General features: G+C 65.0%; 24 protein-coding genes, 3 tRNA genes and 2 pseudogenes. 19 read left to right on the top strand and 10 right to left on the bottom strand.

Annotated elements, in window-relative coordinates:
* Positions 1 to 63: 63 nt before the first annotated feature.
* The 5 genes from dusB to QFZ70_RS11635 all read left to right on the top strand — a co-directional run bounded on the left by dusB (position 64) and on the right by QFZ70_RS11635 (position 4840).
* The gene (gene dusB / locus QFZ70_RS11655; RefSeq protein ID WP_307095732.1) at positions 64 to 1239 is read left to right on the top strand and encodes a tRNA dihydrouridine synthase DusB; all 1176 of its coding nucleotides are present in this window, start codon (positions 64 to 66) and stop codon (positions 1237 to 1239) included.
* Positions 1223 to 2521 carry a deoxyguanosinetriphosphate triphosphohydrolase gene (locus QFZ70_RS11650; protein WP_307095731.1) on the top strand — a complete coding sequence of 433 codons (1299 nt, stop codon included), beginning with the start codon at positions 1223 to 1225 and terminating at the stop codon, positions 2519 to 2521. Before dusB ends, QFZ70_RS11650 begins: the two co-directional genes overlap by 17 nt.
* 52 nt (positions 2522 to 2573) lie before the next feature.
* A complete protein-coding gene (dnaG, locus tag QFZ70_RS11645; RefSeq protein ID WP_307095729.1) occupies positions 2574 to 4490 on the top strand; it encodes a DNA primase in 1917 nt (638 codons plus the stop codon).
* Between the two features lie 78 nt (positions 4491 to 4568).
* Positions 4569 to 4641, top strand: a tRNA-Asn gene (locus QFZ70_RS11640).
* A gap of 123 nt (positions 4642 to 4764) precedes the next feature.
* Positions 4765 to 4840: transfer RNA gene (locus QFZ70_RS11635), tRNA-Asn, on the top strand.
* A gap of 49 nt (positions 4841 to 4889) precedes the next feature.
* On the opposite strand, the gene QFZ70_RS11630 is transcribed toward QFZ70_RS11635, so the two are convergent.
* The 3 genes and pseudogenes from QFZ70_RS11630 to QFZ70_RS11620 form a co-directional block, all read right to left on the bottom strand.
* A complete protein-coding gene (locus tag QFZ70_RS11630; RefSeq protein ID WP_307095727.1) occupies positions 4890 to 5297 on the bottom strand; it encodes a hypothetical protein in 408 nt (135 codons plus the stop codon).
* A gap of 117 nt (positions 5298 to 5414) precedes the next feature.
* The gene (locus QFZ70_RS11625) at positions 5415 to 5606 is read right to left on the bottom strand and encodes a hypothetical protein (protein WP_307095725.1); all 192 of its coding nucleotides are present in this window, start codon (positions 5604 to 5606) and stop codon (positions 5415 to 5417) included.
* Between the two features lie 23 nt (positions 5607 to 5629).
* A pseudogene (locus QFZ70_RS11620) lies at positions 5630 to 6854 on the bottom strand (multidrug effflux MFS transporter).
* 180 nt (positions 6855 to 7034) lie between these two features.
* Here QFZ70_RS11620 and QFZ70_RS11615 point away from each other — a divergent pair.
* The 6 genes from QFZ70_RS11615 to QFZ70_RS11590 all read left to right on the top strand — a co-directional run bounded on the left by QFZ70_RS11615 (position 7035) and on the right by QFZ70_RS11590 (position 12305).
* A complete protein-coding gene (locus QFZ70_RS11615; protein WP_307095724.1) occupies positions 7035 to 7889 on the top strand; it encodes a phage holin family protein in 855 nt (284 codons plus the stop codon).
* Positions 7890 to 7992: 103 nt separating this feature from the next.
* Positions 7993 to 8616, top strand: a complete 624-nt coding sequence (locus tag QFZ70_RS11610; protein WP_307095722.1) for a CDP-alcohol phosphatidyltransferase family protein — start codon at positions 7993 to 7995, stop codon at positions 8614 to 8616.
* Positions 8616 to 9524 (top strand): DMT family transporter, encoded by a 909-nt coding sequence (locus QFZ70_RS11605; protein WP_307095720.1) that lies wholly within the window; start codon positions 8616 to 8618, stop codon positions 9522 to 9524. Before QFZ70_RS11610 ends, QFZ70_RS11605 begins: the two co-directional genes overlap by 1 nt.
* A 97-nt stretch (positions 9525 to 9621) precedes the next feature.
* A complete protein-coding gene (locus tag QFZ70_RS11600; RefSeq protein WP_307095718.1) occupies positions 9622 to 10818 on the top strand; it encodes a glycosyltransferase in 1197 nt (398 codons plus the stop codon).
* Between the two features lie 75 nt (positions 10819 to 10893).
* Positions 10894 to 10967: transfer RNA gene (locus QFZ70_RS11595), tRNA-Ile, on the top strand.
* Between the two features lie 147 nt (positions 10968 to 11114).
* A complete protein-coding gene (locus QFZ70_RS11590) occupies positions 11115 to 12305 on the top strand; it encodes an acyl-CoA dehydrogenase family protein (RefSeq protein ID WP_307097867.1) in 1191 nt (396 codons plus the stop codon).
* 38 nt (positions 12306 to 12343) lie between these two features.
* On the opposite strand, the gene QFZ70_RS11585 is transcribed toward QFZ70_RS11590, so the two are convergent.
* A complete protein-coding gene (locus QFZ70_RS11585) occupies positions 12344 to 12871 on the bottom strand; it encodes a M23 family metallopeptidase (RefSeq protein WP_307095717.1) in 528 nt (175 codons plus the stop codon).
* Between the two features lie 432 nt (positions 12872 to 13303).
* On the opposite strand from QFZ70_RS11585, the gene rpsB reads away from it, so the two are divergent.
* The 6 genes from rpsB to QFZ70_RS11555 all read left to right on the top strand — a co-directional run bounded on the left by rpsB (position 13304) and on the right by QFZ70_RS11555 (position 18307).
* Positions 13304 to 14191, top strand: a complete 888-nt coding sequence (gene rpsB, locus QFZ70_RS11580; RefSeq protein WP_307095715.1) for a 30S ribosomal protein S2 — start codon at positions 13304 to 13306, stop codon at positions 14189 to 14191.
* Between the two features lie 124 nt (positions 14192 to 14315).
* Positions 14316 to 15152, top strand: a complete 837-nt coding sequence (gene tsf / locus QFZ70_RS11575; RefSeq protein ID WP_307095712.1) for a translation elongation factor Ts — start codon at positions 14316 to 14318, stop codon at positions 15150 to 15152.
* A 141-nt stretch (positions 15153 to 15293) separates the two neighbouring features.
* Positions 15294 to 16031: a UMP kinase gene (gene pyrH, locus QFZ70_RS11570; protein WP_307095711.1), complete on the top strand. Its 738-nt coding sequence runs from the start codon at positions 15294 to 15296 to the stop codon at positions 16029 to 16031.
* Positions 16032 to 16159: 128 nt separating this feature from the next.
* Entirely contained in the window at positions 16160 to 16717 is a 558-nt protein-coding gene (gene frr / locus QFZ70_RS11565) for a ribosome recycling factor (RefSeq protein ID WP_104042842.1), read from the top strand.
* Complete coding sequence (locus QFZ70_RS11560; protein ID WP_307095709.1) at positions 16717 to 17640, top strand: phosphatidate cytidylyltransferase; 924 nt, start codon at positions 16717 to 16719, stop codon at positions 17638 to 17640. The genes frr and QFZ70_RS11560 overlap by 1 nt, the downstream gene beginning before the upstream one ends.
* 82 nt (positions 17641 to 17722) lie before the next feature.
* Positions 17723 to 18307, top strand: coding sequence for a DivIVA domain-containing protein (locus QFZ70_RS11555; protein WP_307095707.1), 585 nt, complete (start codon positions 17723 to 17725; stop codon positions 18305 to 18307).
* A gap of 9 nt (positions 18308 to 18316) precedes the next feature.
* On the opposite strand, the pseudogene QFZ70_RS11550 reads toward QFZ70_RS11555, so the two are convergent.
* The 4 genes and pseudogenes from QFZ70_RS11550 to QFZ70_RS11535 form a co-directional block, all read right to left on the bottom strand.
* Positions 18317 to 19785: pseudogene (locus QFZ70_RS11550) on the bottom strand (cation acetate symporter).
* Between the two features lie 7 nt (positions 19786 to 19792).
* Positions 19793 to 20143, bottom strand: coding sequence for a hypothetical protein (locus QFZ70_RS11545; RefSeq protein ID WP_307095705.1), 351 nt, complete (start codon positions 20141 to 20143; stop codon positions 19793 to 19795).
* Positions 20140 to 20856, bottom strand: a complete 717-nt coding sequence (locus tag QFZ70_RS11540; RefSeq protein WP_307095704.1) for a LytTR family DNA-binding domain-containing protein — start codon at positions 20854 to 20856, stop codon at positions 20140 to 20142. The genes QFZ70_RS11545 and QFZ70_RS11540 overlap by 4 nt, the downstream gene beginning before the upstream one ends.
* Positions 20857 to 20890: 34 nt before the next feature.
* Entirely contained in the window at positions 20891 to 22099 is a 1209-nt protein-coding gene (locus QFZ70_RS11535; RefSeq protein ID WP_307095703.1) for a sensor histidine kinase, read from the bottom strand.
* Positions 22100 to 22279: 180 nt separating this feature from the next.
* Between QFZ70_RS11535 and QFZ70_RS11530 the strand changes: the two genes are divergently transcribed.
* Positions 22280 to 22660, top strand: a complete 381-nt coding sequence (locus QFZ70_RS11530) for a DUF485 domain-containing protein (protein WP_307095701.1) — start codon at positions 22280 to 22282, stop codon at positions 22658 to 22660.
* Positions 22657 to 24273, top strand: a complete 1617-nt coding sequence (locus QFZ70_RS11525; protein ID WP_307095699.1) for a cation acetate symporter — start codon at positions 22657 to 22659, stop codon at positions 24271 to 24273. Before QFZ70_RS11530 ends, QFZ70_RS11525 begins: the two co-directional genes overlap by 4 nt.
* 168 nt (positions 24274 to 24441) lie before the next feature.
* On the opposite strand, the gene QFZ70_RS11520 is transcribed toward QFZ70_RS11525, so the two are convergent.
* Both QFZ70_RS11520 and QFZ70_RS11515 read right to left on the bottom strand, forming a co-directional pair.
* Positions 24442 to 24909 carry a hypothetical protein gene (locus QFZ70_RS11520; protein WP_307095697.1) on the bottom strand — a complete coding sequence of 156 codons (468 nt, stop codon included), beginning with the start codon at positions 24907 to 24909 and terminating at the stop codon, positions 24442 to 24444.
* A gap of 135 nt (positions 24910 to 25044) precedes the next feature.
* Positions 25045 to 25518, bottom strand: a complete 474-nt coding sequence (locus QFZ70_RS11515; protein ID WP_307095695.1) for an Lrp/AsnC family transcriptional regulator — start codon at positions 25516 to 25518, stop codon at positions 25045 to 25047.
* Between the last annotated feature and the right edge of the window lie 73 nt (positions 25519 to 25591).

The raw sequence follows: 25591 nt of genomic DNA, 5'->3' as shown, positions 1-25591 counted from the left end.
TGGCTGACGGGGAGCGGGACCTGCCGGCACTCACGATTTGCCCGGCTTTGCAACAATGGACAGGTGACTGTTGCAACTCCTCCCGCTCCCAAGCTGGAACTCCCGCCCCTGAAGCTTGGCCCCATCACCGTGGACACCCCCGTGATCCTGGCACCCATGGCCGGCATCACCAACTCGGCCTTCCGTCGTTTGTGCCGCGAATACGGCGGCGGTATGTATGTGGCGGAAATGGTCACCTCCCGCGCCCTGGTGGAACGGACGCCTGAGTCCCTGCGCATCATTTCCCACGACGACGACGAAAAGGTCCGGTCCGTCCAACTGTACGGCGTGGACCCGGGAACAGTGGGCCGCGCCGTACAGATGCTTGTTGAGGAAGACCGCGCGGACCACATCGACCTGAACTTCGGCTGCCCCGTTCCCAAAGTCACCCGGCGCGGTGGCGGCTCGGCCCTGCCCTGGAAGATCGACCTCTTCACCTCAATCGTGCAGACCGCCGTCAAGGAAGCCTCCAAGGGCAACGTCCCGCTCACCATCAAGATGCGCAAGGGCATCGACGACGACCACCTCACGTACCTCGACGCCGGCCGGATCGCCCGCGACTCCGGGGTCGCCGCCGTCGCCCTTCATGGCAGGACAGCCGCCCAGTTCTACTCAGGACAGGCTGACTGGTCTGCGATCGCCCGCCTTCGCGAGGCGCTGCCCGACATCCCGGTGCTGGGCAACGGGGACATCTGGTCCGCGGAAGACGCGGTACGGATGGTCCGCGAAACAGGTGTTGACGGCGTGGTGGTGGGCCGCGGCTGCCAGGGCCGGCCCTGGCTGTTCGGGGACCTGCAGGCAGCCTTCGAAGGCAGCGACACCCGCTTCCGGCCGAACCTGCGCCAGGTGGCCGAGGGTGTGTACCGGCACGCGGAACTCATGGTGGAAACCTTCGGCGACGAGGGCAAGGCGCTGCGCGAGATCCGAAAGCATATCGCCTGGTACTTCAAGGGCTACGTGGTGGGCGGGGAACTGCGCACCCGACTGGCCCTCGTGACCAGCCTGCAGGTGCTGCGGGATACGCTCGCCGAGTTGGACCTGGACTCGCCCTACCCGGGCGGCGATGCCGAAGGTCCCCGCGGGCGGGCAGGCTCCCCGAAGAGGCCTGCGCTGCCGAAGGACTGGCTGGAATCGCGGGCACTCAACGCGGACCAGTCGCGGGACATCTCCGCTGCGGAACTGGATGTATCCGGTGGCTGAGACACGAACCGCTGCACCGGTGCTGCCGGGCTACGACAGCCACGATTCCGCCCGCTGGGTGGAGGAGCCGAGCAAAAACGTTTACCGTTCGGACTTTGAGCGTGACCGCGCCAGGGTGCTGCATTCCTCCGCGCTCCGCAGGCTGGGCGCCAAGACGCAGGTGGTGGCCCCGGACACGGACGACTTTGTCCGGACCCGCCTCACCCACAGCCTGGAAGTTGCTCAGGTGGGCCGCGAACTGGGCCGCGCCCTGGGCTGCGACCCGGACGTGGTGGACACCGCCTGCCTCAGCCACGACCTGGGCCACCCGCCGTTTGGCCACAACGGGGAATCTGCGCTGAACGAGGTTGCCCACGCCATCGGCGGCTTCGAAGGCAACGCCCAGACCCTCCGGCTGCTGACGCGCCTGGAGCCCAAGGTGCTGACGGCAGATAACCACCCGGCCGGGCTGAACCTCACCAGGGCCAGCCTGGACGCCGCAGCGAAGTACCCCTGGTCCGCGCTGGAAGCCCCGGTGATCCACGGACAGCGGACCAGCAAGTTCGGCGCCTATGAGGACGATCTTCCGATCTTCAACTGGATCCGCGAGGGTGCCCCGGAGCGCCAATCATGCCTGGAGGCCCAGGTCATGGACCTCGCCGACGACATTTCCTACTCCGTGCACGACGTCGAAGACGCGATCGTGGCCGGACACTTCCAGCTCCGCTGGATGGACAATCCGGACCACCGCGCCCGGGTGGTTGGCTACGCCAAGCAGTGGTACCTCCCGCACAACGATCCCGCCGCGATCGACGCCGCGCTGGCGCGGCTGGAAGCCACGGACGTGTGGGTGCGCGAAGCCGACGGCAGCCGCAAATCCATGGCAGCCCTGAAGAACATGACCAGCCAGCTGATCGGCCGGTTCTGCCAGAGCGCCCTGGAAACCACCCGCGCCGTCTACGGTCCCGAGAACCTCACGCGCTACAACGCCCAGCTCATGGTGCCGGACGAGACCGTGATGGAAATCGCCGTCATGAAGGGCCTGGCCACCACCTTTGTGATGACCACGGATCACCGCCAGCCCATCTACGAGCGCCAGCGCGAAGTGCTGCACGCCCTGGTCACCGCCCTGAGCGCCACCGGCGACCGGCACCTCGAGCCGATGTTCGCTGCGGACTGGCGGGATGCGCAAGACGACGGCGCGCGCCTTCGCGTTGTGATCGACCAGGTGGCATCACTCACCGACGGCTCGGCGCTGGCCATGTACGAACGCCTGGTGGGGAGCCTTCCGTCGCTGTGGTGAGGATCGCCATAAGGCGCCGGCCGCCGTCGTACCCCGGGGCTAGGATTGCTCTGTGGCTGGGCTGATCAAACGTGAAGATATCGACGAAGTACGCCAGCGCACGGACATCAAGGAAGTGGTTGACGGCTACGTCACGCTCAAGGGCGCCGGGCTGGGGACCTTCAAGGGCCTGTGCCCCTTCCATGACGAGCGCTCGCCGTCCTTCACCGTCCGTCCCCAGGTAGGCCGCTACCACTGCTTCGGCTGCGGTGAGGACGGCGACGTCATTGCGTTCGTCCAAAAGCAGGACCACAGCTCCTTCCAGGAAGCCGTGGAGAAGCTGGCATCCCGGATCGGCTATGAACTCCGGTACGAGGACGGCGGTACCGGCCCAAGCCGCGAGGAAGTGGGGCGCAGGCAGCGGCTGCTGGACGCCCACAAAATCGCCGACGAGTTCTTCCAGGCGCAGCTGCTCACGCCGGGAGCCGCAGAGGGACGGACCTTCCTGCACGGCCGCGGGTTCGACCGTGCCGCCGCCGAACAGTTCGGCGTCGGGTACGCCCCGCAGGGCTGGGACGCGCTGCTCAAACACCTTCGCAACCGGGGCTTCACCGATGCTGAGTTGAAGCTGACGGGCATGTTTTCGGAAGGTAACCGGGGCATCTACGACCGTTTCCGCGGCCGCCTCATCTGGCCCATCCGGGACATCGCGGGGGACACCATCGGCTTCGGCGCCCGCAAGCTTTACGAGGACGACCAAGGCCCCAAGTACCTGAACACCCCCGAGACCACGCTCTACAAGAAATCCCAGGTCCTCTACGGGATCGATCTCGCCAAGCGCAACATCGCCAAGGACCGGCAGCTGGTGGTGGTGGAGGGCTACACAGATGTGATGGCATGCCACCTGGCGGGGGTCCCGACGGCGGTTGCCACCTGTGGCACCGCGTTCGGCACCGAGCACATCAAGGTAGCCCGGAGGCTGCTTTCGGACGACGGCACCGGGGGAGAGGTCATCTTCACCTTCGACGGCGACGCCGCGGGCCAGAAGGCGGCACTGCGGGCCTTCGAAGAGGACCAGCGTTTCACCGCCCAGACGTTTGTGGCCGTGGAGCCCACGGGAGCGGATCCCTGTGACCTGCGCCAAAGCAAGGGCGACGAGGCAGTGCACGCGTTGGTGCAGTCGCGGCGGCCGCTGTTCGAGTTTGCCATCCGCACCACGCTCAAGCAGTTCAACCTGGACACCGTGGAAGGGCGTGTGCAGGGCCTGAAGGCCTCCGTGCCGGTGGTTGCCGCCATCCGGGACGCGTCCACCCGCACGGGCTACTGCCAGGCCCTCACGGGCTGGCTGGGCATGCCGGACCCCAACGAAGTGCTGCGCATGGTGACCGCTGCCGTAAAGCGCGGAGACCAAGGCGGGCCACCCGCCGCCGATCCCCGGACTCCCGCAGGCGCCGCCCAACCTGGCGGACCCGGCGTAGCTGCCGGGCCGGCGTCGGGCGCTGTCCCGTCCTTCCACCGCCCGGACCCCCGTGATCCGGTGGCCTCCATGGAACGGCAGGCCCTGGAGGTGGCACTGCAGGAGCCTGCGCTGCTCAGCGGCGGGGTCTGGGAGCGCTTCTCCGCTGCCCGGTTCGCCACACCCGCCTTCCAGGCAGTCCATGACGCCATGCGCGCCACGGACCCGGCACTCACTGCTGACCCGGTCCGCTGGGTGGAGCACGTGATGAACGAAGTTCCCGAACCGCTGCGGCCCCTGGTGTCCGAACTGGCCGTGGTGCCGTTGCCCGCCAGTACGGAGGAAGCAGTGCAGAAGTACTGCCGTGACATCCTCTCGCGGCTTTTCGAGCTCCAGATCACCCGGGTCAAGGCGGACAAGATGGGCCAGCTCCAACGGCTGGACCCGGCGGCTGATCCCGAGACCTACCAGCGGCTCAACCGCGAGCTGATGATGCTGGAGATGGAACGCCGCGCCCTGCGCTCGGATGCCTGACCCGGTCCCCGGCACTGCACCCGCCGGCCCCGATTTCGTTTCCCGGCCAGACCTTTGCTAGGCTGGTACCCGCTTCATTCCTCCTTAGCTCAATTGGCAGAGCATTCGACTGTTAATCGAAGGGTTGCTGGTTCAAGTCCAGCAGGAGGAGCGCACAATCCCCGTTCCGGCCTCCGGAACGGGGATTTTTTATGCCCTCGAGGCGCAATTGGGCCCGCAAAACCGCCGATTTCACTTTGGTGCGAATCCTTTGCTAAGGTCGTACCTGCTTCATTCCTCCTTAGCTCAATTGGCAGAGCATTCGACTGTTAATCGAAGGGTTGCTGGTTCAAGTCCAGCAGGAGGAGCCAAACGGAAAATCCCTGTGCCTCCCTCGGAGGGACAGGGATTTTTCGTTTCCTAGACGAAGTCCATTTCCACTTGGAGGAACCGCTCTGCTTCAACGATGGCGGCCAGGAACGCCTCCCGTTCCGTGGGCGACTTCCGCGGCTGGCGCGGGTTCCACTCGTGGGGCGCGGAATGGACGCGCACAAAGCCGGTTTCCGGTGGGGCGTAGAAGATGCCGAAGCGCTGCACGGGCCACTCGGGGGAGGTTTCCGGGGCTACCAGCAGTGCTGCCATGAAGGCGGGGTTGTACCACTGGGCGATCGGCCGGCGGCGGTCCTCGGTGAACAGACCGGCGGCGTAGAGGGCGGCGGACTGCTCGCCGCTCTCGGCACACAACCGTTCCCACCACAGTGGCAGTATCCCGGTATCGCACCGTTGCCACGTGGCCGGAAGCGGCGGTTGATTCTGCCGGCGGGGCACGGACACATTTTATCCCGGGACGGGCGCCCAGCGGCAGACGTGGAGGCTGCGGCACGGCCCGGCCGGCGGGAGCGTTACGGGGGCCGTGCGGGAGCGTCGGGGGCCGTGCGGGAATGATCAGGGCCGGTTCCAGGGCCCGGGGTTGACCCGGGACAGCAAAGCGGACCCCGCGAGCATGCCCAGGACAATCCCCATGGCGGGGTTGCCCAGGGCGCGGCCGGCGAAGTAGCCCGCGACGGCGCCCAGCACCGCCCCAAGGAAGAGTCCCCGGCGGTTCCGGTGCGGCTTTCGCTTCTCAGGATGCTTCATGGGCGTCAGTGGATCGACGGGACTCAGTGGATGGAAGGCACGGTGCGCGGCCGCACCACCAGCCAGAGGGCGGCGGTTGCCAGCAGGATGCAGGCGCCCTGGACGGCGCCCATGGGAGCGGCGCTAGTGATTCCCAGCCAGCCCACTACCGGGGAGATGAGCCCTGCCATCATGAAGGTCGCGAAACCCAGCAGCGAAGCTGCTGTACCGGCCTGGGCAGCATGGCTGGCCAGGGCGAGCACCTGCACGCAGGGGAACATAAAGCCCGTGCCCATGATGTAGAACCACAGCGGGACCATCACGCCCCAGAGGCCGAACCCCAGCTGGTCGAACACCACGATCAGCATGGCCATGACGAACATCCAGGCCGTGGCGGCGGCAATGATCCACTGTGGCGGCACGCGGCGGATGAGACGAGAGCTTGTCTGGATTCCCGCGACGATACCCAGGGAATTGATGCCGAAGAGGCAGCCCGTACTCCTGGGCGGAAAAACCGAAAATGTCCTGGAAGAGGAAGGGGGAGGCCGAAAGGTAGGTGAACAGGCCGCCAAAGTTCAGGCCGGCCACCAGCAGCAGCCCAACAAAGACCCTGTCGCTGAAGAGGACCCGGTAGCGCTGGCGGGCCGTCATACCGCTTTGCCGGCGCTTTTCCGGAGGCAGCGTCTCGCGTACCAGGAACAGGGCGGCAACGATGACCAAAGTGCCGTAGGCGGCAAGGAAAACAAAAATCCCCGGCCACGGCATCACCAGGAGCAGCTGGGAGCCGATCACGGGCGCCAGGATCGGTGCCAGCCCGCTGACCAGGGACATCCGGGAAAACATCTTGACCAATGCGTAGCCGGAAAACAGGTCCCGAACCATGGCCATCGCTACGACGCCGCCGCCGGCAGCACCCACACCCATCAGGACGCGGAAAATGCCAAGGCTCGTGATGTCCGTGGACAGGGCCGCGCCCAGCGACGCTGCGATGTGAACAGCCGTGGCTAGGATCAGCGGCGTCCGGCGGCCGAACCTGTCGCTGAAGGGGCCCACCACCAGCTGGCCAATGGCAAACCCCACGGTAGTCCCGGCAAGGGTCAGCTGGACCTGGGCCTCGGTCACGCCGAGGCTCTCCTCCAGGGCGGGGAAGGCGGGAAGGTAAAGGTCGATCGTGAACGGACCCAATGCCGTCAGGGCGCCGAGGAGGAGGATGTACAGGAGTTTCCGGCGGCGGCTCAGAAGATCGCCCGGATTGCTGGGTATGGTCACGGAGATTAATCCTAGGCCCGGGGCGGGAAGTAATTCTGCAGCGTTGTAGGCCGCGCCGTCCGGCAAGCCCCGGGGTCCGTCATTCAGCTGAATGATAGTTTTGGTGCCGGGGACTGTGCAGCTGCACTTTCCCGCAGCACATGGAAGCCGAATCGGCCATGAAACAGTAAGGCGGAACCGATGAGCGGACGTCACAGCGGGCGGACCAGCCCGGGATTGCGCATTGCTGCGCTGCCCAGGACGCTTAAACTCCTTTTCCGGTTGGCGCCCCGCCAGCTCAATGACGAAGTTGCCTTCGCGAAAGTCGAGCTCAAGCGCAAGGGCATCCAGGTCGGAGTTGCCGCCGCCTTCCTCGCAGTGGCCCTCGTCTTCCTCCTTTTCCTGTTGGTCGGCTTGATTGTTGCCGCCATCATGGGCCTCGCCACGATCATGCCGGCCTGGCTGGCTGCCCTGCTGGTCTCCGCGGCTTTCCTGCTGATAGCACTCATCGGCGGCCTGATCGGCATGCGTAAATTCAAGAAGGCCATGCCCCTGCTGCCGGAGGAAACCATCCGCGGGATCAAGCACGATATCGGCATCGCGAAGGAGGGCTCCGCCTTCAACCCCGCGGTCCTCGATCCGCAGAGCCCCGAAGCGAAAGCGGCCAAGGCGGCCAAGGCGGAGGCCGACGCGAAGGCAAAGGCCGAGAAGGAAGCAAAGGCGGCAGAGCACAACAAGGAGTTCCCGCAGGCCTCCGAGCCCGAACTTGTCCGCCGCCTGAACCAGCGCCGCCACCACCTCACCGAGGTCCGGGACGACCTCGGCCAAGAGCTCGACGTCAAAACCCAGGCCCGGTTCCTGTTGGCTGCCGGACAGGGCAAACTTCGGCAGGGCCAGGCTCTGGCCGGGCGGGGCAAAGACCTGGCCGGGCACCGGTTTGCAGCTCTTTCAGAGTCCGCAGGAAGCCTGGGCAGCCGGTGGAAGCCATTGGCCGTCTTTGCGGCTGCCGGTACCGTGTTCGTCGTCCTGGTCCGCAAGCTTCTTCGGAGCTACTAGGACCCGGCCTTAAACGCCGCCGCCGACGGGCAGCGCGTGGCAGGGCCGCAGGCAGAAACCGTTAGGCCGTGCCCGGAGGGCAGCAGGAAGGAAAGGGGTCGGGATGAGGTTCATCGGTGCCGGCTCCCGGCCGGGACGCTCCCAGGTGGACCACGACCGCGTCTTCACCATCCCCAACCTGCTGACTGTGGTCCGGTTCATGGGCGTACCGCTTTTCGTCTGGCTGGTCCTGGCCCAAAAAGAGTACGGCGCCGCTGTGGTGGTCCTGGCCGTGATGGGCTGCACCGACTGGATTGACGGCTACGTGGCGCGCCGCTTCGACCAGGCCTCCAAGCTCGGCCGCGTCCTCGACCCCATTGCCGACAGGTTGGCGCTGATCGCCGTCGCCGTCACGCTGGTGATCGCGGACGTCGTGCACTGGTTGTATCTGGCCGCGCTGGTGATCCCCGACGCCGTACTGCTGGTCCTCACGCTGTCCTTCTTCGGCGGCCACCCGGACCTTCCCGTCAGCGTGGTGGGCAAGGTGCGCACCGGCCTGCTGCTCCTGGGCACGCCGCTGCTGGTCCTGTCCAGGCTGGACACGGCGTTCTCCGGTGAGCTGCTCGTTGCCGCGTGGATAGTCCTGGGCCTTGGCCTCATGGGCCACTGGATCGCCGCCTACAACTACTTCTGGGCCATCCTCCGTAAAGGGAGAATGCAGCAGGATCACGACGGCGGGGCCTCCTGATGGTGTGGATGGCGGTTGCGCTTGCGGTGCTTGGCGCCTTCTGCCTGGCGCTGGGAGCCCAGCGCCAAGGGAGCGCGGTGAAAGCCGATACCGGAGGCCTGGCACTGAGCTCCAACGGGTTCCTCCGACTCCTCAGGAACCCGCGCTGGGTATTCGGGCTCCTGCTGCTGTGCGCCGGAATGGCCCTGAACGCAGTGGCTTTGGTCTCCGCCCCGCTTACGGTCGTGCAGCCCATTGGGGCCATTGCGCTGGTGATCACCACTATCGTCAATGCCAAAGACCAGGACCTCACCATCAACCGCGCCACCATAGTGGCAATCTCCGCCTGCGTTGCCGGCTCGGCGCTTTTTGTTCTCCTCGCCGTCAACGTGACGCAGGAAAACCACCATGTGAGCCTCGAGGCCGAACTCACCATTGTCCTGCTGCTTGCCCTCGCCGTCGGGCTCTTCGGCACTCTTGCCGTGATGTTCAGACACCGGCTGAACGCGTTCGTCTATATCCTGGGCGCCGGCGTCCTCTTCGGTTTTGTGGCCGTGCTGACCAGGATCATCGGCAAGCACCTGCTTGATCCCAACGGCCTGTTCCTGCTGAACGTGCAGTGGTATTCGGTGGTTGCCATCATCGCCGCAGGCGGCCTGGGATCCTGGTTTGTCCAGAGCGCCTATTCCACGGGCCCGCCCGACCTGGTGATCGCGGGCCTTACAGTCATCGACCCCATCGTCGGCATCGCCATCGGGATCGTCATCCTCGGTGAACTCCGCCCCGATGTCCACGCCGTGATGGCCATTGCCATGGGAACGGCTGCATCACTTGCTATCGTGGGGGTAATCGCCCTCTCAAGGCACCATCCCGAGGTCACCAAGCGCAAAAAAGACGCTCGGAAGGCCGCGGGCAGGCCCACCCACTAGTCCGTCCAGCAACCACACGAGGCCCCGGTGCCATGCCGGCGGCCAACCGTGCTGCCAGTGCCAGCTGTCCGCACCGTGACCATCAGGAGCCTTCTACGTGACCACGCCCGCAGCCCAGCAACCCCTGACTGTCCTGATCGCCGCGGACACCTACCCGCCGCACATCAACGGGGCCGCCCAGTTCGGCTACCGGCTGGCCAAGGGAATGACAGGACGGGGCCACAACGTTCACGTGCTGGCCTGCCGGGCGGACAACGGGAAGAGCTTCACCGAGTTCCGTTCAGAAGCAACGGTGCACCGCCTCCGCTCGCACGGCGTCCCCACCCATGAGTACTTCCGGATCTGCTTCCCGTGGGAAATCAAAAGGGAAATAAGCCTGCTTTTTGACCGCGTCAAGCCCGATGTAGTCCACATTCAGAGCCACTACATGATCGGCGAGCACGTCCTGTACGAGGCCGACAAACGGGGCATCCGGATCGTCGCAACCAACCACTTCATGCCGGAAAACCTCAACCCGTTCCTGCCGTTTCCGCAGTGGTTCAAGAACATCATCGGGAAGATCTCCTGGAAGGACATGGGCAAGGTCATGGGGAGGGCAGACGTGGTCACCACGCCAACCCCGCTGGCTGCCAAGGCCATGCACCAGCACGCTTTCCTGCGCAAGGTCCTCCCGCTCTCCAACGGCATCGACTCGGCTGCCTACGAACTCCAGCCGGGCGAGCACATCGAACCGCACGCCCACCCCACCGTGATGTTTGCCGGCCGCCTCGCCGAGGAAAAACATGTGGATGTACTGATCGAAGCCATCAGCAAGACACCACCCGAGCTGAACGTGCACCTGGAAATTGTGGGTGGCGGTGAAGTCCGTTCCTCGCTCGAAAACCTCGTCCAGCGGCTCGGGCTGGGGGACCGGGTGAAGTTCCTGGGCCTGGCCAGCGACGAGGACCTGCGGAATGCCTACATCAAGGCTGATCTCTTCTGCATGCCCGGGACGGCGGAGCTGCAGTCGCTGGTCACCCTGGAGGCGATGTCCGCTTCAACGCCGGTAGTGCTGGCGGATGCCATGGCATTGCCGCACCTGGTCCGCGACGGCGAAAACGGGTACCTGTTCGCGCCGAACGACAGTGACGACCTGGCCAAGAAGATCACCATGATCCTTGAACTGCCGGCAGACCAGCGTGCCGCCATGGGCCAGGTCAGCCGGCAGATGGTGGAACCGCACAGCATCGAAGGCACCCTTCAGACCTTCGAGGACCTGTACCGGGGCGCGCGCTTCGAGGACAAAGTGGTCTGAACGCTTTCCGGGGTTTGCTAGAGTAATTCTGCCCTGCAGGGATATCCCTTTTTGCGGAGACCAGCCAGGGCATCTGGGGCTATAGCTCAGCTGGTTAGAGCGCGGGACTCATAATCCTAAGGTCCTCGGTTCAAGTCCGAGTAGCCCTACCCACGAACGCGGAAACCGCGGCCGGCACATCTGCAGGCCGCGGTTTTCTTTCTTTAGCGCCGTACCTGCGGTATGTTACTGAGCAGTAACTTACCGTGCTCCTTTCCGGCGAGCTCCGGTCACCGCTGATCATCTGCGAGGTAAACATGTCCACTCCTGCTGCCGACCTCACCAACCTGCCTTATGCCGACGGCGACTTCTATTCCTTCGAGCAGTTGCTGAGCGGAAAGGAGCAGGACCGGTTGGCGGAGATCAGGGATTTCCTGGCCCGCGAGGTGCGGCCCATCGCTGTCGACTTCTGGAACCGCGGCGAGTTCCCCATGGACCTGATTCCAAAGCTGGCGGACATCGACTTGGTCAGTCCGGTCCGGCGGCAGGGCCATTCCAACCTCTTTGCCGGCCTGATGCATGCCGAGGTGACGCGCGCTGACGCGTCCATCTCCACGTTTATGGGCGTCCACGACGGACTCTTCACCGGTTCCATCGAAGCGCTGGCGTCCCAGGAGCAAAAGGACGCCTGGCTGCCGGACATCTATGCGCTGAGGAAGATCGGGGCGTTCGGCCTGACCGAGCCCCTGGGCGGATCGGACGTAGCGGGTGGAACACGGACCACTGCGCGCCGCGAGGGTGGTTCATGGATCCTGAACGGGGCCAAGCGCTGGATTGGGAACGCCACCTTCTCTGACTGGGTGGTCATCTATGCGCGGGACCTTGAGGACAACCAGGTCAAGGGCTTCCTGGTGGACACCACGCTGGAGGGTTTCAGAGCGGAGAAGATCGAGAACAAGATCGCACTCCGCACTGTCCAGAACGCCGACATCACGCTGGACAACGTGGTGGTTCCGGACTTCTGCAAGCTCGCCCACGCCAACAGCTTCCGCGACGTCAACAAGGTCCTGAAAGTCACACGCCTCGGTGTGGCCTGGCAGGCCGTGGGCCAGCAGCTGGCCGCGTTCGACGTGGCCCGGCGCTACGCGGTGGAGCGCCACCAGTTCGGCCGGCCACTGGCGTCCTTCCAACTGGTCCAAAGCCAGCTGGTCCAGATCCTGGGCAACACCGTCAGCTCCATGGGAATGATGGTGAGGCTGGCACAGCTGGAGGATGCCGGCGCTGCCAGGGACGAGCAGTCCGCCCTGGCCAAGGCGTTCACCACGGCAAGGATGCGTGAAAGCGTTGCGATCGGCCGGAACCTCCTCGGCGGCAACGGCATCGTGACCGACTTTGAAATGGCCAAGATCTTCGCAGACGCTGAAGCCATCTACTCCTACGAGGGAACGCACGAAATCAACACCCTCGTCACCGGCCGCGCCATCACCGGTATCTCGGCGATCGTCTGACCCGTTGCGGACCGTACCCGCGAGTGCGCCGCCGGGCACTACGGCGGTGCACTTAGGGGCAGCAGGATGGATGGCCGCAGGTCCATCACAAACTGCAGCGGATTCACATAATCCTCGCCGCGCCGGACGCCCCAGTGCACGCAGGAAGCGGCCGGGCAATGGCCCGGGAGAAGAGTGCCGATTACCTGGCCCGCGTCCACCGCACTGCCGGCCGCCAGGCTGCTCTCCACAGGTTCAAAGCTGCTGCGCAGGCCGTTGCCGTGGTCGATGGTGATCACCGGCCGGTCCACCACAACCCCCACGAAGCTGACGGTTCCGGCCGCCGGCGAGGTGACCGGGGCGCCGTCGGGCGCTGTTCCAAGGTCCACGCCCCGATGGCCGCTGAGCCACGGCTTGGGCGGCGGGTCGAAGTTCCGAAGAACCGGCGGGCGGGGGGATACCGGCCATTGCCAGGAGGGCGCGGCCTCCCCGGCGGCGGGTGCCGGACCGAAGGCAAGGGTCTCCCCGGCGGGGGCAAGGGAAGCGGGCAGCAGGAGCAGGGCTGCGAGCAGTACCGGAGGTTTCATATGCCCAGCCTGCACCGCTTGAAAAGGAGCTGGCAGGGGCGGGCCGGCCTATGTGGATAAGGCCGTGCGCCGGCGTCATTCCTGTCCTCCGGGTGCGGGCGCCTGTAGTACACTTGATGGAGCAGTTTGCTGCGCCCTCAACGCTTTCCGTCCGGCGGCTATCCCACTGGTTTTTCCCACGGTATACGCCCCTGTCCGGGTTTGCGTCGGCACGTCTCATTCAGGAGTGTGGGGGAGCGGCAGCTGACTACGCGCATCCAGCCCTCCGCTGGAGGATCATGCTTCTTGCGGTCAGCACCCTGGTGCTGATGAGAAGCGCGATGGATGCCAGGAGCACGGCCCGCCCGGGCCACGCTAATCAACCGTCAACTATTGGCAGGGTAAGAAGCCTTCGGGGTTTCTCATGAATGACCTGCCGGAAGGAGCGTCGGCATGCCCGTCGTAACTATGCGCCAGCTGCTTGACAGCGGCGTCCACTTTGGACACCAGACCCGCCGTTGGAACCCGAAGATGAAGCGCTTCATCTTCACGGAGCGCAACGGCATCTACATCATTGACCTTCAGCAGTCGCTGTCCTACATCGACCGCGCCTACGAGTTCGTGAAGGCCACCGTTGCACACGGCGGCACCGTTCTCTTCGTCGGCACCAAGAAGCAGGCCCAGGAAGCAATTGCCGAGCAGGCAACCCGCGTTGGCCAGCCGTACGTGAACCAGCGTTGGCTCGGTGGTATGCTGACCAACTTCCAGACGGTCGCCAAGCGCATCCAGCGCATGAAGGAACTCGAAGAGATCGACTTCGACGACGTCGCCGGCTCCGCGTACACCAAGAAGGAGCTGCTGCTCCTCAAGCGCGAGCTCACCAAGCTCGAGTCCAACCTCGGCGGTATCCGCAACCTGACCAAGGCACCCTCCGTGCTCTGGATCGTGGACACCAAGAAGGAGCACCTCGCCGTTGACGAGGCCAAGAAGCTGAACATCCCGGTTGTGGCCATCCTGGACACCAACTGCGATCCGGACGAGGTCGACTTCCCGATTCCGGGCAACGACGACGCCATCCGCTCCGTGAACCTCCTGACCCGCGTTGTTGCCGACGCCGTTGCCGAGGGCCTCATCGCCCGCAACAACCGCGCCACCGGCACCACCGAAGCTCCGGAAGAGCCCCTTGCCGAGTGGGAGCGCGAACTCCTCGAAGGCAGCAAGGCTGAAGAAGCTGCTGCTGCCGCTCCTTCTGCTCCGGCAGAGGAAGTTGAAGCTCCGGCTGCTGCCGAGGAAGCTTCTCCGGCAGAAGAAGCTGCTGCTCCGGCTGAAGACGCCAAGTAACAACTAAACCCGGATTCTCCAGCGCCTGCGGCGCCGGAGCTGCTGACAGGATGGCGGCCCACCAGGTGGGCTGCTGTCCTGTCGGTCCGTACACCACACCAAATTTCTAGACAGAGGGGTTCACATGGCGAACTACACTGCCGCGGACATCAAGGCCCTGCGCGAGCGCACCGGCGCCGGCATGATGGACGTCAAGAAGGCTCTTGACGAAGCCAACGGTGACGCCGAAAAGGCCATCGAAATCATCCGCATCAAGGGCCTCAAGGGCGCTACCAAGCGCGAGGGCCGCTCCACCGCTGAAGGCCTGGTGGCTGCCAAGGTCAGCAACGGCGTCGGCGTTATGATCGAGGTCAACTGCGAGACCGACTTCGTAGCCAAGGCTGACAAGTTCATCCAGCTGGCCGACAAGGTCCTGGCCGTTGCCGTCGAGTCCGGCGCAGCCGACCTCGAGACCCTGCTGGCCACCGAAGTTGACGGCAAGCCGCTCTCCGAGGTCGTCGTCGAAGAAGGCGCTGTCCTGGGTGAAAAGGTTGTTGTCCGCCGCGTTTCCCGCGTCGAGGGCGCAACGGTTGACGCTTACCTGCACAAGACCTCCAAGGACCTCCCGGCCCAGGTTGGCGTGCTGTTCGCTGTTGACGGTGAAGGCGAAGCCGCTGCCACCGCCGCCCACGATGTGGCAGTCCACATCGCTGCCATGGCCCCGAACTACCTGACCCGCGAAGACGTTCCGTCTGACCTGGTTGAGTCCGAGCGCCGCATCGCCGAAGAGACCGCAAAGGCAGAGGGCAAGCCCGAAGCCGCGCTCACCAAGATTGTGGAAGGCCGCGTAACCGGCTTCTACAAGGGTGAGGTCCTGGTTGACCAGGCATTCGCGAAGGACGCCAAGAAGTCCGTGGCACAGGTCCTCGAAGAGGCCGGTGTCAAGGGAACCGCGTTCACGCGTTTCCGCGTCGGCTCCTAGTCGAAACAGCAAGGGGGTGGCCACTTCGGTGGCCGCCCCTTTTGCATGCGCGGGGACGCCCCGTATGGGACAGGCCCCGTATGGGACCTTTCGCCGCGCAGCAGGATAACCTTTTTTAGAGTTCACCAACGGGAAGGCATCATGGAAGCCGTCAACACTGTAGTCCAGCCAGAGAAAAGTCGACGCCGGGTCCTCCTGAAGCTTTCCGGCGAGGTCTTCGGCGGCGGGAAGCTGGGCGTTGATCCCGAGACCGTCCGCGATGTCGCCAAGCAGATCGCAGCAGCCGTCCCCGAAGTGGAAGTGGCAATCGTCGTTGGTGGCGGCAACTTCTTCCGCGGTGCGGAACTTTCGCAGAGCGGCATGGACCGCTCAAGGGCCGACTATATGGGCATGCTCGGTACGGTGATGAACTGCCTGGCACTGCAGGATTTCCTGGAGCAGGCCGGAGTCGAGACCAGGGTCCAGAGCGCCATCACCATGGGACAGGTTGCAGAAGCGTACATTCCCCGCCGCGCCATCCGGCACATGGAAAAGGGCCGTGTGGTCATCTTCGGAGCGGGTGCGGGACTGCCGTACTTCTCCACCGACACCGTTGCCGCCCAGCGTGCCCTCGAAGTCCATGCCGACGTCGTCCTGATGGCCAAGAGCGGTGTGGACGCCGTGTACACGGCCGACCCGAAAAAGGACCCCTCTGCCGAACGGCTCGAGACCCTCAGCTATGACGATGCCCTCCGCCGCGACATCCGCGTCATGGACCAGACCGCGATGACCATGTGCAAGGACAACAACCTCTCGATGGTGGTCTTTGGCATGGAGGGCGAAGGCAACGTCACCCGGGCCATCCTGGGCGAGAAGCTGGGCACCCTGGTCACGGCCTAGCTACGGCTAGGATGTCTTCAGGACAGTTCCGGCCCCTGCCTTCGCGGCATGGGGCGGAAGCAATACAGAACGACGTTTTGTGCATGGACCCGGCGCCCCGGACTGCACCAGAACCTTCAGGAGAGACCGTGATCGAAGAAACCTTGCTCGAAGCCGAAGAAAAGATGGACAAGGCCGTTGAGGTAGCCAAGGAAGACTTCGCTTCCATCCGCACCGGACGTGCCAACCCTGGCCTCTACAACAAGGTCCTGGTGGACTACTACGGCTCACCCACGCCGTTGCAGCAGCTCGCCTCGTTCGCCATTCCGGACGCCCGCACCATCCTCATCACCCCCTTCGACAAGACGGCCCTGCGCGACATCGAACGTGCGCTCAGCGATTCCGAGGTCGGTGCCAACCCGTCCAATGACGGCAACGTCATCCGGATCACCATTCCGGAGCTGACCAAGGAACGCCGCAAGGAGTACGTCAAGATCGTCAAGACCAAGGGCGAGGACGCCAAAGTCTCCATCCGTAACATCCGCCGCAAGGCCAAGGAAACCCTCGACAAGCTGGTCAAGGACGGCGAGGCCGGCGAGGACGAGGGCACCCGCGCCGAAAAGGAACTGGACGGCCTCACCAAGGCGCACGTGGACGGCATCGACGAGCTGCTCAAGCGCAAGGAAGCAGAGCTGCTCGAAGTCTGATGGGCCAGGCAGAGCAGGCCCCGGCACAACGGGCGCGCACACGGGGGAAGCAGCCCAGGACCAACCCGACGCCGAAGGCCGGGCGGAACCTGCCGGCCGCGGTGGTGGTGGGCCTGGCAATGCTCTTCGCCGTGCTGGGCGGGCTTCTGTTCCTCCCCCTCGGCTTTGTTGCGGTCACCACCGCCTTCGCGGTCTTTGGGGTGTGGGAAATCTTCCGTGCCCTGGAGGCGAACGGGACAAGGATGCCCATAGTGCCGGTGATGACCGGAACGGTGGCGATGCCCTTTGCCGCCTACTTCGGCGGGATCGAGAGCCTGCTTTTCGCCATGCTGTTGAGCTCCGTTGCCGTACTGCTGTGGCGTTCCATCGAAAGCGCGGCCGGTTCGGCCAACAGCATTTTCGCGGGCGTCTTCACCCTGGGCTGGGTGCCGTTCTTCATCAGCTTCGCAGCGCTCCCGCTGCATGCTTCGGGCGGTGCTACTCCGCTGGGCTTCTGGCCGGGAGGAACAATTCCCGACGGCGCGTGGCAGGTGGCCGTCATGCTGCTGCTGGTGGTGTCCAACGATACCTTTGGCTATCTCGTGGGTGCGTCCCTGGGCAAGCACCCGATGGCGCCCAAGATCAGTCCGAAGAAATCGTGGGAAGGGTTTGCCGGTTCCATCGGCGGCGCGATACTCATCGGCGTACTGGCCAGTCTCTTTCTACTGGACAAACCCTGGTGGGTGGGTGTGGTCCTTGCGGTGGGACTCGTGGCGGCCTCCACAGGCGGTGACCTCGCCGAATCCATGGTCAAGCGCGAACTGGGAGTCAAGGACATGAGCAGCATCCTGCCGGGACACGGCGGCGTCATGGACCGGCTGGACTCCATCGTTTTTGCAGCCCCGGCGGCTTTTGTCTTGTACGGCCTCGTTTCGGGGGCCTGAAACACACACCCCCGGCCGGACCCGGACGCCAATAGACTGGTGCAGGAGCGGTACGGCTTGAAGAGCATCGAAGGAATTGAAAGTGGCATTGGACATTCATCGGCAGATCCCTGCGTCCTTTGAGCGGGTGCAGCGCAGCGATTACGGCTACAACGCCAAGCAGGTGGACCAGTTCCTGCAGCGGGCGCGGGTATCACTTGAAACCCCCGACGCCGCGGCGGAGCCTGTCAACAGTGCTGATGTCAGGGCAGTTTCCTTTGATCCGGTCAAGGGCGGTTACTCCGCCGCCGTCGTGGACGCAGCCCTGGACCGCCTGGAAGACGCCTTCGCTCGCCGGGAGCGCGACGAGCTGATCGCTGCCCGCGGCGAGGATGCCTGGCTGCGCGAAATTGGCAACCTGTCCGGCATCCTCCGGGGCCGGCTTCACCGCCCTGACGGAGACCGCTTCCGCCGTCCCGCAAGGAAGAAGGCACGCAGCTACAACACCGCTGACGTGGACCGGTTGTGCCACGAACTCATCGCCTACCTGGAACAGGACAAGCCGCTCAGCGTCGACAACGTCCGCCGGGCAGTCTTCCGTCCCTCCGTTGGCCGTGACGGGTACGAGGAAACCCAGGTGGACGCTTTCCTGGACCGCGTGGTGGAACTGATGGCAGCCATCGACTGATTCTGAGAGTCAGCGCTCTGTGGCCAGCGGCCGTTCCGGGGTGTGGAGCCGGGTCATGACCCGTGACATCGTCTTGGGGACCCTCCGAACGGTGGCACGCGAAACAACCACCATCACGGCGAAGGCCGCCGGCACCGTCCAGGCCGCGGGCTGCGCAAGCCAGGGCGCCAGGTTGGACGCGCCCGCCACGGCGCCCGCGATCATCGCCCCGCCGCACAGCACCCCGCCCGTCAGCATCCCGGCGATGGCACCGGCGTCGGTGAGCCCACGCCACCAAATGCCCAACAGGAGTACGGGGCAGACTGTGGAGGCGGTGAAGGCGAAGACCAGGCCCACGCTGCCGGCAAGCGCCAGTGAGTCCGTCATGGAGGCGAAACCCAACGGCACCACGATCGAGATCACCGCCGCCAGCCGGAAGCCACCTACGCCGGCGCCCAGGACGTCCTGGCTGATAACGCCGGCAAGGGATACCACCAGCCCCGATGTAGTGGAGAGGAAGGCGGCAAAGGCGCCGGCCACCACAAAAGCCGAGAGCAGGTCGCCGGCGGCACCGCCCACCAGTTCGCCGGGGAGCAGCAGCACCATGGCATCGGCCTGGTTGGCGCGGGCGAGGCTTGGCGCAAACATCCTGGCCACCAGTCCGTAGGCGGTGGGGAACAGGTAGAACACGGACAACAGGCCCAGGACGATCAGCGTGGTCCGCCGGGCGGAATGGCCGTCCGGGTTGGTGTAGAAGCGGACCAGCACGTGCGGCAGCCCGAGGGTGCCGAAGAGGAGGGCCACCAGCAGCGACACGTTCTGGTACACCCCGGCAGGGGCCAGGTCCGTGGGGTTCACAGCAGGCGGAGACAGGGCAGGGGTGCCGTTCCCCGCGAGCATAAAGACGATAAACAGGATAGGAACCGCCAGGGCCGTGAGCTTGAGCCAGTACTGGAAGGCCTGGACAAAAGTGATGGAACGCATCCCGCCGGCAACCACCGTCAGGCACACAACAATCACCACAGCCACCGATCCCACCCAGGAAGGCAGCCCTGTGGTGATCCGGATGGTCAAAGCGGCACCATGGAGCTGAGGCACGATATACAGCCAGCCCACCAGCACCACCACGAGGCTGGTGACCTTCCTGACCGCCCGCGAGTCCAGCCTTGCCTCGGTAAAATCAGGAATCGTGTAGGCGCCGGAGCGCCGCAAAGGCGCAGCAACAAACAGCAGCAGCATCAGGTACCCGGCGGTGTAACCCACCGGGAACCACAAGGCGTCCGTCCCGCTGACAGCAGAATGAGCCCGGCAACCCCAAGGAAACTTGCGGCCGAAAGGTACTCACCGCCAATGGCCGAGGCATTCCACCAGGGCCGGACGGTCCGGGAAGCAACATAGAAGTCGCCCGTGGTCCGCGAGATCCGCAGGCCGTAGAAGCCGATCACCGCAGTGGCTACGGACACTACGGTGAGCGCGGCTATGGCCACGCCTGGATTCATGGCGCCGTCACTGGTCCTTTGCCAGGTCGCGGTAACGCGCCTCGTTGCGCGCGGCGGTCCGGATGTACAGCCAGGCGCTGAGCCCGATCAGGGGGTAGATGCCTGCGCCCAGGAGAAGCCAGTCAAAGGGGATCCCCGCAATGCGGGTCTCTTTCAAGCCGGGCACCACGGCCAGCAGCAGCGGAAAGGCGCCAAGGATCAGCAGGAAACCGCCCGCCACCACCAGGGCCAGCCGGAGCTGGGACCGGATGAGCGACCTGACGAAGACCTGCCCCACTTCGGAGTCCTGCGCCGCTTCCCGGCTGTCGCGGGGAGGAAGCGCTGCCGAGCGCGGTGCAGTGACCCGTACCCTGCTCATGCGTGCGGCCTGATCCGGGTGGCGCCCAGCTTTTCGCGGACTGTTGGCAGGTGGCGCCGGCTGATGGGAAGGCCGGCGCCGGCAACCGTGACGCTGGGACCGTCCGCAGCAAGCTTCATGGATGTCACGTGCTTGAGGGCAACGAGGTAGGAGCGGTGCGTCCGGATGAAGCCCGCGTCCGCCCACTGCTGCTCGAGGTCAGCCAGCGGCACCCGGATCAGGTAACTCGCATCCGCCGTGTGCAGCCTGGCGTAGTCGCCCTGGGCCTGGACATACGTCACGTCGTCGCGCCTGATCATCCTGGTGGTTCCGCCCTGGTCAACGGTGATCATCTCCGGTGCGGTACCGCCGTCGCGCAGTTCACTGATGCGCCCCACCGACCTGGCCAGCCGTTCTGCCCGGACCGGCTTCAGCAGGTAGTCCACGGCGGCGAGTTCGAACGCCTTCAGCGCGTGGTCCTCGTCTGCGGTCACAAAGACCACCGCCGGGGGATTCCTGCTCCCGGCGATGGCGCGTGCGATATCCAGCCCGGAGACCGCCGGCATATGGATGTCAAGGAAGACGGCGTCAACAGGGCTGGCTGCAAGGGCCCGGAGGGCCTCGGTGCCGGAGGTGGCGCGGAGGACGGTGCCGATGCGGTCGTCCCGCCCCAGGAGGAAGGCCAGTTCCTCGACGGCGGGCAGCTCGTCATCGACGACGAGGACGTTAATCATGTTCCTAGGGTACTTTCCGGCGGAAGCAGCAGGTTCACGCGTCGTGCCCCGGCTGCGACTTCGGGACCCGCATGGTGATCAGCGTCCCCTCCCCGGGGGCGGTGTCGATGACCAGGCCGTGGTCATTGCCGTAGACCTGGCGGAGGCGGGCGTCCACGTTCCGCAGGCCCACGTGCTCGCCGTCGGTATGGCCGGCAAGCACGGACTGCAGCTGCGCAGGGTCCATGCCCACGCCGTCGTCCTCAATCCTCACCTCGGCGAAAGCGCCGGCGTCGTTCGCGCTGATGCTGATGTGCCCCGGCCCTTCCTTGGCCTCCAGACCGTGCCGCACCGCGTTTTCCACCAGCGGCTGCAGGCTGAGGAAGGGGATGACGGTGCTGAGGACCTCCGGCGCCACCCGCAGGCTGACCTGGACGCGCTCGCCGAACCGGGCACGTTCCAGGAGGAGGTAGCGGTCAATGCAGCGAAGCTCCTCCGCGAGCGTGGTGAAGTCGCCGTGCCGGCGAAAGGAGTAGCGCGTGAAATCGGCGAACTCCACCACCAACTCACGTGCCCGGGCGGGGTCGGTGTTGATGAAGGACGCTATGGCGTTGAGCGAGTTGTAGATGAAGTGCGGGCTGATCTGGGCGCGCAGCGCGCGTACCTCGGCCTCCATCAGCAGTGTCCGTGACGCGTCCAGCTCCGCAAGTTCCACCTGCACGGCCACCCAGTCGGCCACTTCGCCGGTGGCCCGCACCAGTCCCGCGCTTGTTGACGGTGCGAAGGCGGCGACGGCGCCCACCACCCGGGTCCCGGCCCGCACCGGGGCAATCACCGCGGCGAGCTGACCGCCCGTGCCGCTCTTCTGGGCACCACCCCGCCCTGCCGGCCGGCCGGGCGGAAGAACTGCCGTCCGCCCGCCTGCCAGCACCCCTTCGGCGAGATCCATCAACTGCGGCTTCAGTTCTTCGGCGGCCCCGTCCCACGCAAGCACCCCTGTGGTATCGGTGATGGCCAGCGCCTCGCAGCCCAGCAGCGTGCGCAGCTGCCGGCTGGCTTTCGCCGCACCCGCGGGGTTGAGGCCGCGCCGAAGATGCTGGCCTGCCTGGGATGCCGCGTGCAGCGTGTGGTACGTCGCGCGTTCGGCGTCCGTGCCGAGGTCCCGGAAGGAGCGCAGCACCTTGAGTCCCACGCCGACGACGACGGCGACGGCCATGGCGATCACGGCCACGGCCGCGGCAGTCAGGAGGGGGGAGTCCGGCATGGTGCCCAGCGTAATGGCGGGTGCCGTTTGTCGCAGCATCCCGACCGTTGAGCGACCGCCGGCGAGCCGGATCTTTCATGTGCCGCCATCGCCCAGCAGAGTGATTGCAGTCACACTTGCGGTATTCCTGACAGGATTTGCGGCTGGTGTGTCCAAGGCAAGTCTCAATGAGGAGGAACGATGGGTAACGATGCCCACACTCCGGACGCAGCGGCGTCCGTGGACTTTGAACAGGTCCAGTCGACCGAGCAGTTCCAGGAACTGCGCAAGCGTCACCGCAGCTTTGTCTTCCCCATGGCAATCGCATTCCTGCTGTGGTACTTCGCGTACGTCCTGCTGGCGGACTACGCAGTGGGCTTTATGTCCACCAAGGTCTGGGGCAACATCAACGTTGGCCTGATTCTGGGCCTGCTCCAGTTCGTCTCGACGTTTGCGATCACCAGCTGGTACGTCAGCTACTCCAACCGGAAGCTGGACCCCATCGCCGCAGAAATCCGCGATGAAATCGAAGGGCACGAATTTGATAAGGACGGCAACCGAGTGGGCGGGGTAAACAAATGATCGGGATCGCCACAGCGGTGGACGTGGCCGCCCTCAAGGACACCACCCTGCTGAACATGGGCGTCTTTGCCTTGTTCGTGGCCGTGACCATGGTCATTGTGTTCCGCGCCAGCCGGAACAACAAAACCGCGGCCGACTACTACGCCGCCGGCCGCTCCTTCACCGGCTCGCAGAACGGAACGGCCATCGCAGGGGACTACCTCTCGGCAGCCTCGTTCCTGGGCATCACCGGAGCCATCGCCATCAATGGCTACGACGGTTTTATGTACTCCATCGGCTTCCTGGTCGCATGGCTTGTGGCGCTGCTGCTCGTTGCCGAGCTCCTGCGCAACACGGGCAAGTTCACCATGGCAGACGTGCTGTCCTTCCGCCTCAAGCAGCGGCCCGTCCGCATTGCCGCCGCCATCTCCACCCTGGCTGTCTGCTTCTTCTACCTCCTGGCCCAGATGGCAGGCGCCGGAAGCCTTGTGTCGCTGCTGCTCGGCATCAGCGACTGGGGCGGACAGGCATTGGTGATCATCGTCGTCGGCGGCCTCATGATCATGTACGTGCTCATCGGTGGCATGAAGGGCACCACCTGGGTGCAGATCATCAAGGCAGTCCTGCTCATCGCCGGAGCGGCCGTGATGACCCTCTGGGTCCTGGCGATTTACGGCTTCAACCTCTCCAGCCTGCTGGGTGCGGCAGTGGAGACGGCGAACAACCCCGCCGTCCTTAATCCGGGCCTGCAGTACGGCAAGACCGAGACGTCCAAGCTGGACTTTATGTCCCTGGGCCTCGCGCTGGTCCTCGGAACTGCCGCCCTGCCGCACGTCCTGATGCGCTTCTACACCGTCCCCACGGCCAAGGAAGCCCGCAAGTCCGTGGTGTGGGCCATCTGGCTGATTGGCCTGTTCTACCTCTTCACGTTGGTGCTCGGCTACGGCGCAGCTGCACTCGTGGGTTCGGAAACCATCCGGACGGCACCCGGCGGCGTGAATGCCGCGGCCCCGCTGCTGGCCTTCTACCTGGGCGGACCGCTCCTGCTGGGCTTCATCTCGGCGGTTGCGTTTGCCACCATCCTCGCCGTTGTGGCCGGCCTGACCATCACGGCCGCCGCGTCCTTCGCCCACGACATCTACGCCAGCGTCATCTCCAAGGGCAAGGCCGACGCCGACACTGAAGTTAAAGTGGCCCGGCGCACCGTGGTGGTCATCGGTATCCTGGCCATCCTGGGCGGCATCCTCGCCAACGGGCAGAACGTGGCGTTCCTCGTGGCGTTGGCATTCGCCGTCGCCGCCTCCGCCAACCTGCCCACCATCGTCTACTCCTTGTTCTGGCGGAAGTTCACCACGCAGGGCGCAGTGTGGAGCATGTACGGCGGGCTTGGCGCCGCGATTGTCCTGATCATCTTCTCGCCGGTGGTTTCCGGCGGAGCGACTTCGATGATCAAGGACGCCAACTTCGCGATCTTCCCGCTGAGCAACCCGGGCATCGTGTCCATTCCGCTGGCGTTCTTCCTCGGCTGGCTGGGAACCGTCCTGGACAAGAGGCGCGAAGATCCGGCGAAGCAGGCCGAAATGGAAGTCCGGTCCCTCACCGGTGTCGGGGCAGAAAAGGCAGTCAACCACTAACTGTCGCGGACCGCTTATCTGCCATTGCAGAGAAGAGCCTCGGCGCTGCGGCGCCGAGGCTCTTTCGTGTCTTTCGGTGGAGCTTAGCTGTGTGGGGCTTATCTGTGTGGAGCTTATCGGTGTGGAGGTGTTGTGAGGAGGCAGTTGTGGAGCTGGACCGGTGTGGGCCTAAGCCTTCGGCCGGAGCTTGATATTGGTCATCTTCAGCTCCTCGGTGCCTTCGAAGCGGTAGGCAAGGTCTACTTCCTTGCCATCACAGGTGATGACACCCGCCACGTCCGCCGCCTTGACCCCGTTGTCGGTGCCCACCTTGAAGTCGTTGTAGGACGGCTTGCACGAATCATTCATCTCCAGGGTGTCCACTCCAGCGATAAACGCTTCCATTGACAACTGTTCCTTCAGGGCAGGGTCGAGGTACTCATCGTAGGCCTGCGAGCTCTGGCCGCTGATGACCATCCTGGTGAAACCGTCAGCAAGGCCCCTCGCCTGGTTGGTGGCATTCCCCACCACGTTGACCAGGATGATGATGCCCAGGACCACCAGAAGCAGGACGCCGCCGATGCTCGCCAGAATGATCCAGAGTTTCCGCCGGCTCTTGACCGGGGGCTGCTGGTACGGTTCCTGGGGACTGCTCAAGATGGGGCCTTTCCGGCGTGGTGCATGGCACCGCCTGGTTGCGGGGACCTCCCGGAACCCGTGATTAACTTGCAACAGCCTATAGCCCGGGCTGCCGCCGTCGTACTTTCGTGGCGGTGGCAGTCCGCGGTGCTGTCAGCCGCCTTGCGGGCCCCGCTCCAGCAGGGGCTGCACGCGGAAGGGAATGAGCTCACCCATAGCCAGCGCAGTATCGGTCCGGTCCACGCCGTCGCACGCAAGAATCTTCCCGTTGATGCGGAAGAGGTCCTCGGCGTCCAGTGCCACCACCCGGAGCAGCAGGTCGGCGGAGCCCGTCAGCCCGTAGCCTTCGAGGATTTCCGGGACCTCGGCCAGGGCTGTCGCCAGCTGGGCAAGCTTCTGCTGCTGGACATGGACGGAAATGAACGCCATCAGCGGATACCCGAGCGCCACCGGATTGATCCTGCGTTCGAAGGACAGGAACACGTGCTTTTTCTCCAGCTGGGCCATCCGTGCCTGCACGGTATTCCTGGACAGGCCCAGCTTCTGGGCCAGGGCCACTACCGTCCGCCGCGGATCCTGGGCCAGGGCAGCTAAAAGGCGGGTGTCGGTGCCATCCAAAGCTTGCATAATGCGCAACGTTAGCACCGTCACAAGACGCCTGGCAGAGCATTGTGCTCAACGATGGCGCTGGCGGTTGTAC

The organism is Arthrobacter sp. V1I9 (assembly GCF_030817075.1).
In the GTDB taxonomy this organism is placed as follows: domain Bacteria; phylum Actinomycetota; class Actinomycetes; order Actinomycetales; family Micrococcaceae; genus Arthrobacter.
The sequence above is the reverse complement of the archived record's forward strand: the minus strand, read 5'-3'. Positions and strand labels throughout refer to the sequence as shown.

Excerpts from the sequence above, each read along its gene's own strand:
- QFZ70_RS11650 (WP_307095731.1), top strand. The coding sequence starts at position 1,223 with ATGTATCCGGTGGCTGAGACACGAACCGCTGCACCGGTGCTGCCGGGC.
- QFZ70_RS11625 (WP_307095725.1), bottom strand. The coding sequence starts at position 5,606 with ATGAAGCATCCTGAGAAGCGAAAGCCGCACCGGAACCGCCGGGGACTC.
- QFZ70_RS11615 (WP_307095724.1), top strand. The coding sequence starts at position 7,035 with ATGAGCGGACGTCACAGCGGGCGGACCAGCCCGGGATTGCGCATTGCT.
- QFZ70_RS11610 (WP_307095722.1), top strand. The coding sequence starts at position 7,993 with ATGAGGTTCATCGGTGCCGGCTCCCGGCCGGGACGCTCCCAGGTGGAC.
- QFZ70_RS11605 (WP_307095720.1), top strand. The coding sequence starts at position 8,616 with ATGGTGTGGATGGCGGTTGCGCTTGCGGTGCTTGGCGCCTTCTGCCTG.
- QFZ70_RS11590 (WP_307097867.1), top strand. The coding sequence starts at position 11,115 with ATGTCCACTCCTGCTGCCGACCTCACCAACCTGCCTTATGCCGACGGC.
- QFZ70_RS11585 (WP_307095717.1), bottom strand. The coding sequence starts at position 12,871 with ATGAAACCTCCGGTACTGCTCGCAGCCCTGCTCCTGCTGCCCGCTTCC.
- rpsB (WP_307095715.1), top strand. The coding sequence starts at position 13,304 with ATGCCCGTCGTAACTATGCGCCAGCTGCTTGACAGCGGCGTCCACTTT.
- tsf (WP_307095712.1), top strand. The coding sequence starts at position 14,316 with ATGGCGAACTACACTGCCGCGGACATCAAGGCCCTGCGCGAGCGCACC.
- pyrH (WP_307095711.1), top strand. The coding sequence starts at position 15,294 with ATGGAAGCCGTCAACACTGTAGTCCAGCCAGAGAAAAGTCGACGCCGG.
- QFZ70_RS11560 (WP_307095709.1), top strand. The coding sequence starts at position 16,717 with ATGGGCCAGGCAGAGCAGGCCCCGGCACAACGGGCGCGCACACGGGGG.
- QFZ70_RS11545 (WP_307095705.1), bottom strand. The coding sequence starts at position 20,143 with ATGAGCAGGGTACGGGTCACTGCACCGCGCTCGGCAGCGCTTCCTCCC.
- QFZ70_RS11540 (WP_307095704.1), bottom strand. The coding sequence starts at position 20,856 with ATGATTAACGTCCTCGTCGTCGATGACGAGCTGCCCGCCGTCGAGGAA.
- QFZ70_RS11535 (WP_307095703.1), bottom strand. The coding sequence starts at position 22,099 with ATGCCGGACTCCCCCCTCCTGACTGCCGCGGCCGTGGCCGTGATCGCC.
- QFZ70_RS11530 (WP_307095701.1), top strand. The coding sequence starts at position 22,280 with ATGGGTAACGATGCCCACACTCCGGACGCAGCGGCGTCCGTGGACTTT.
- QFZ70_RS11525 (WP_307095699.1), top strand. The coding sequence starts at position 22,657 with ATGATCGGGATCGCCACAGCGGTGGACGTGGCCGCCCTCAAGGACACC.
- QFZ70_RS11515 (WP_307095695.1), bottom strand. The coding sequence starts at position 25,518 with ATGCAAGCTTTGGATGGCACCGACACCCGCCTTTTAGCTGCCCTGGCC.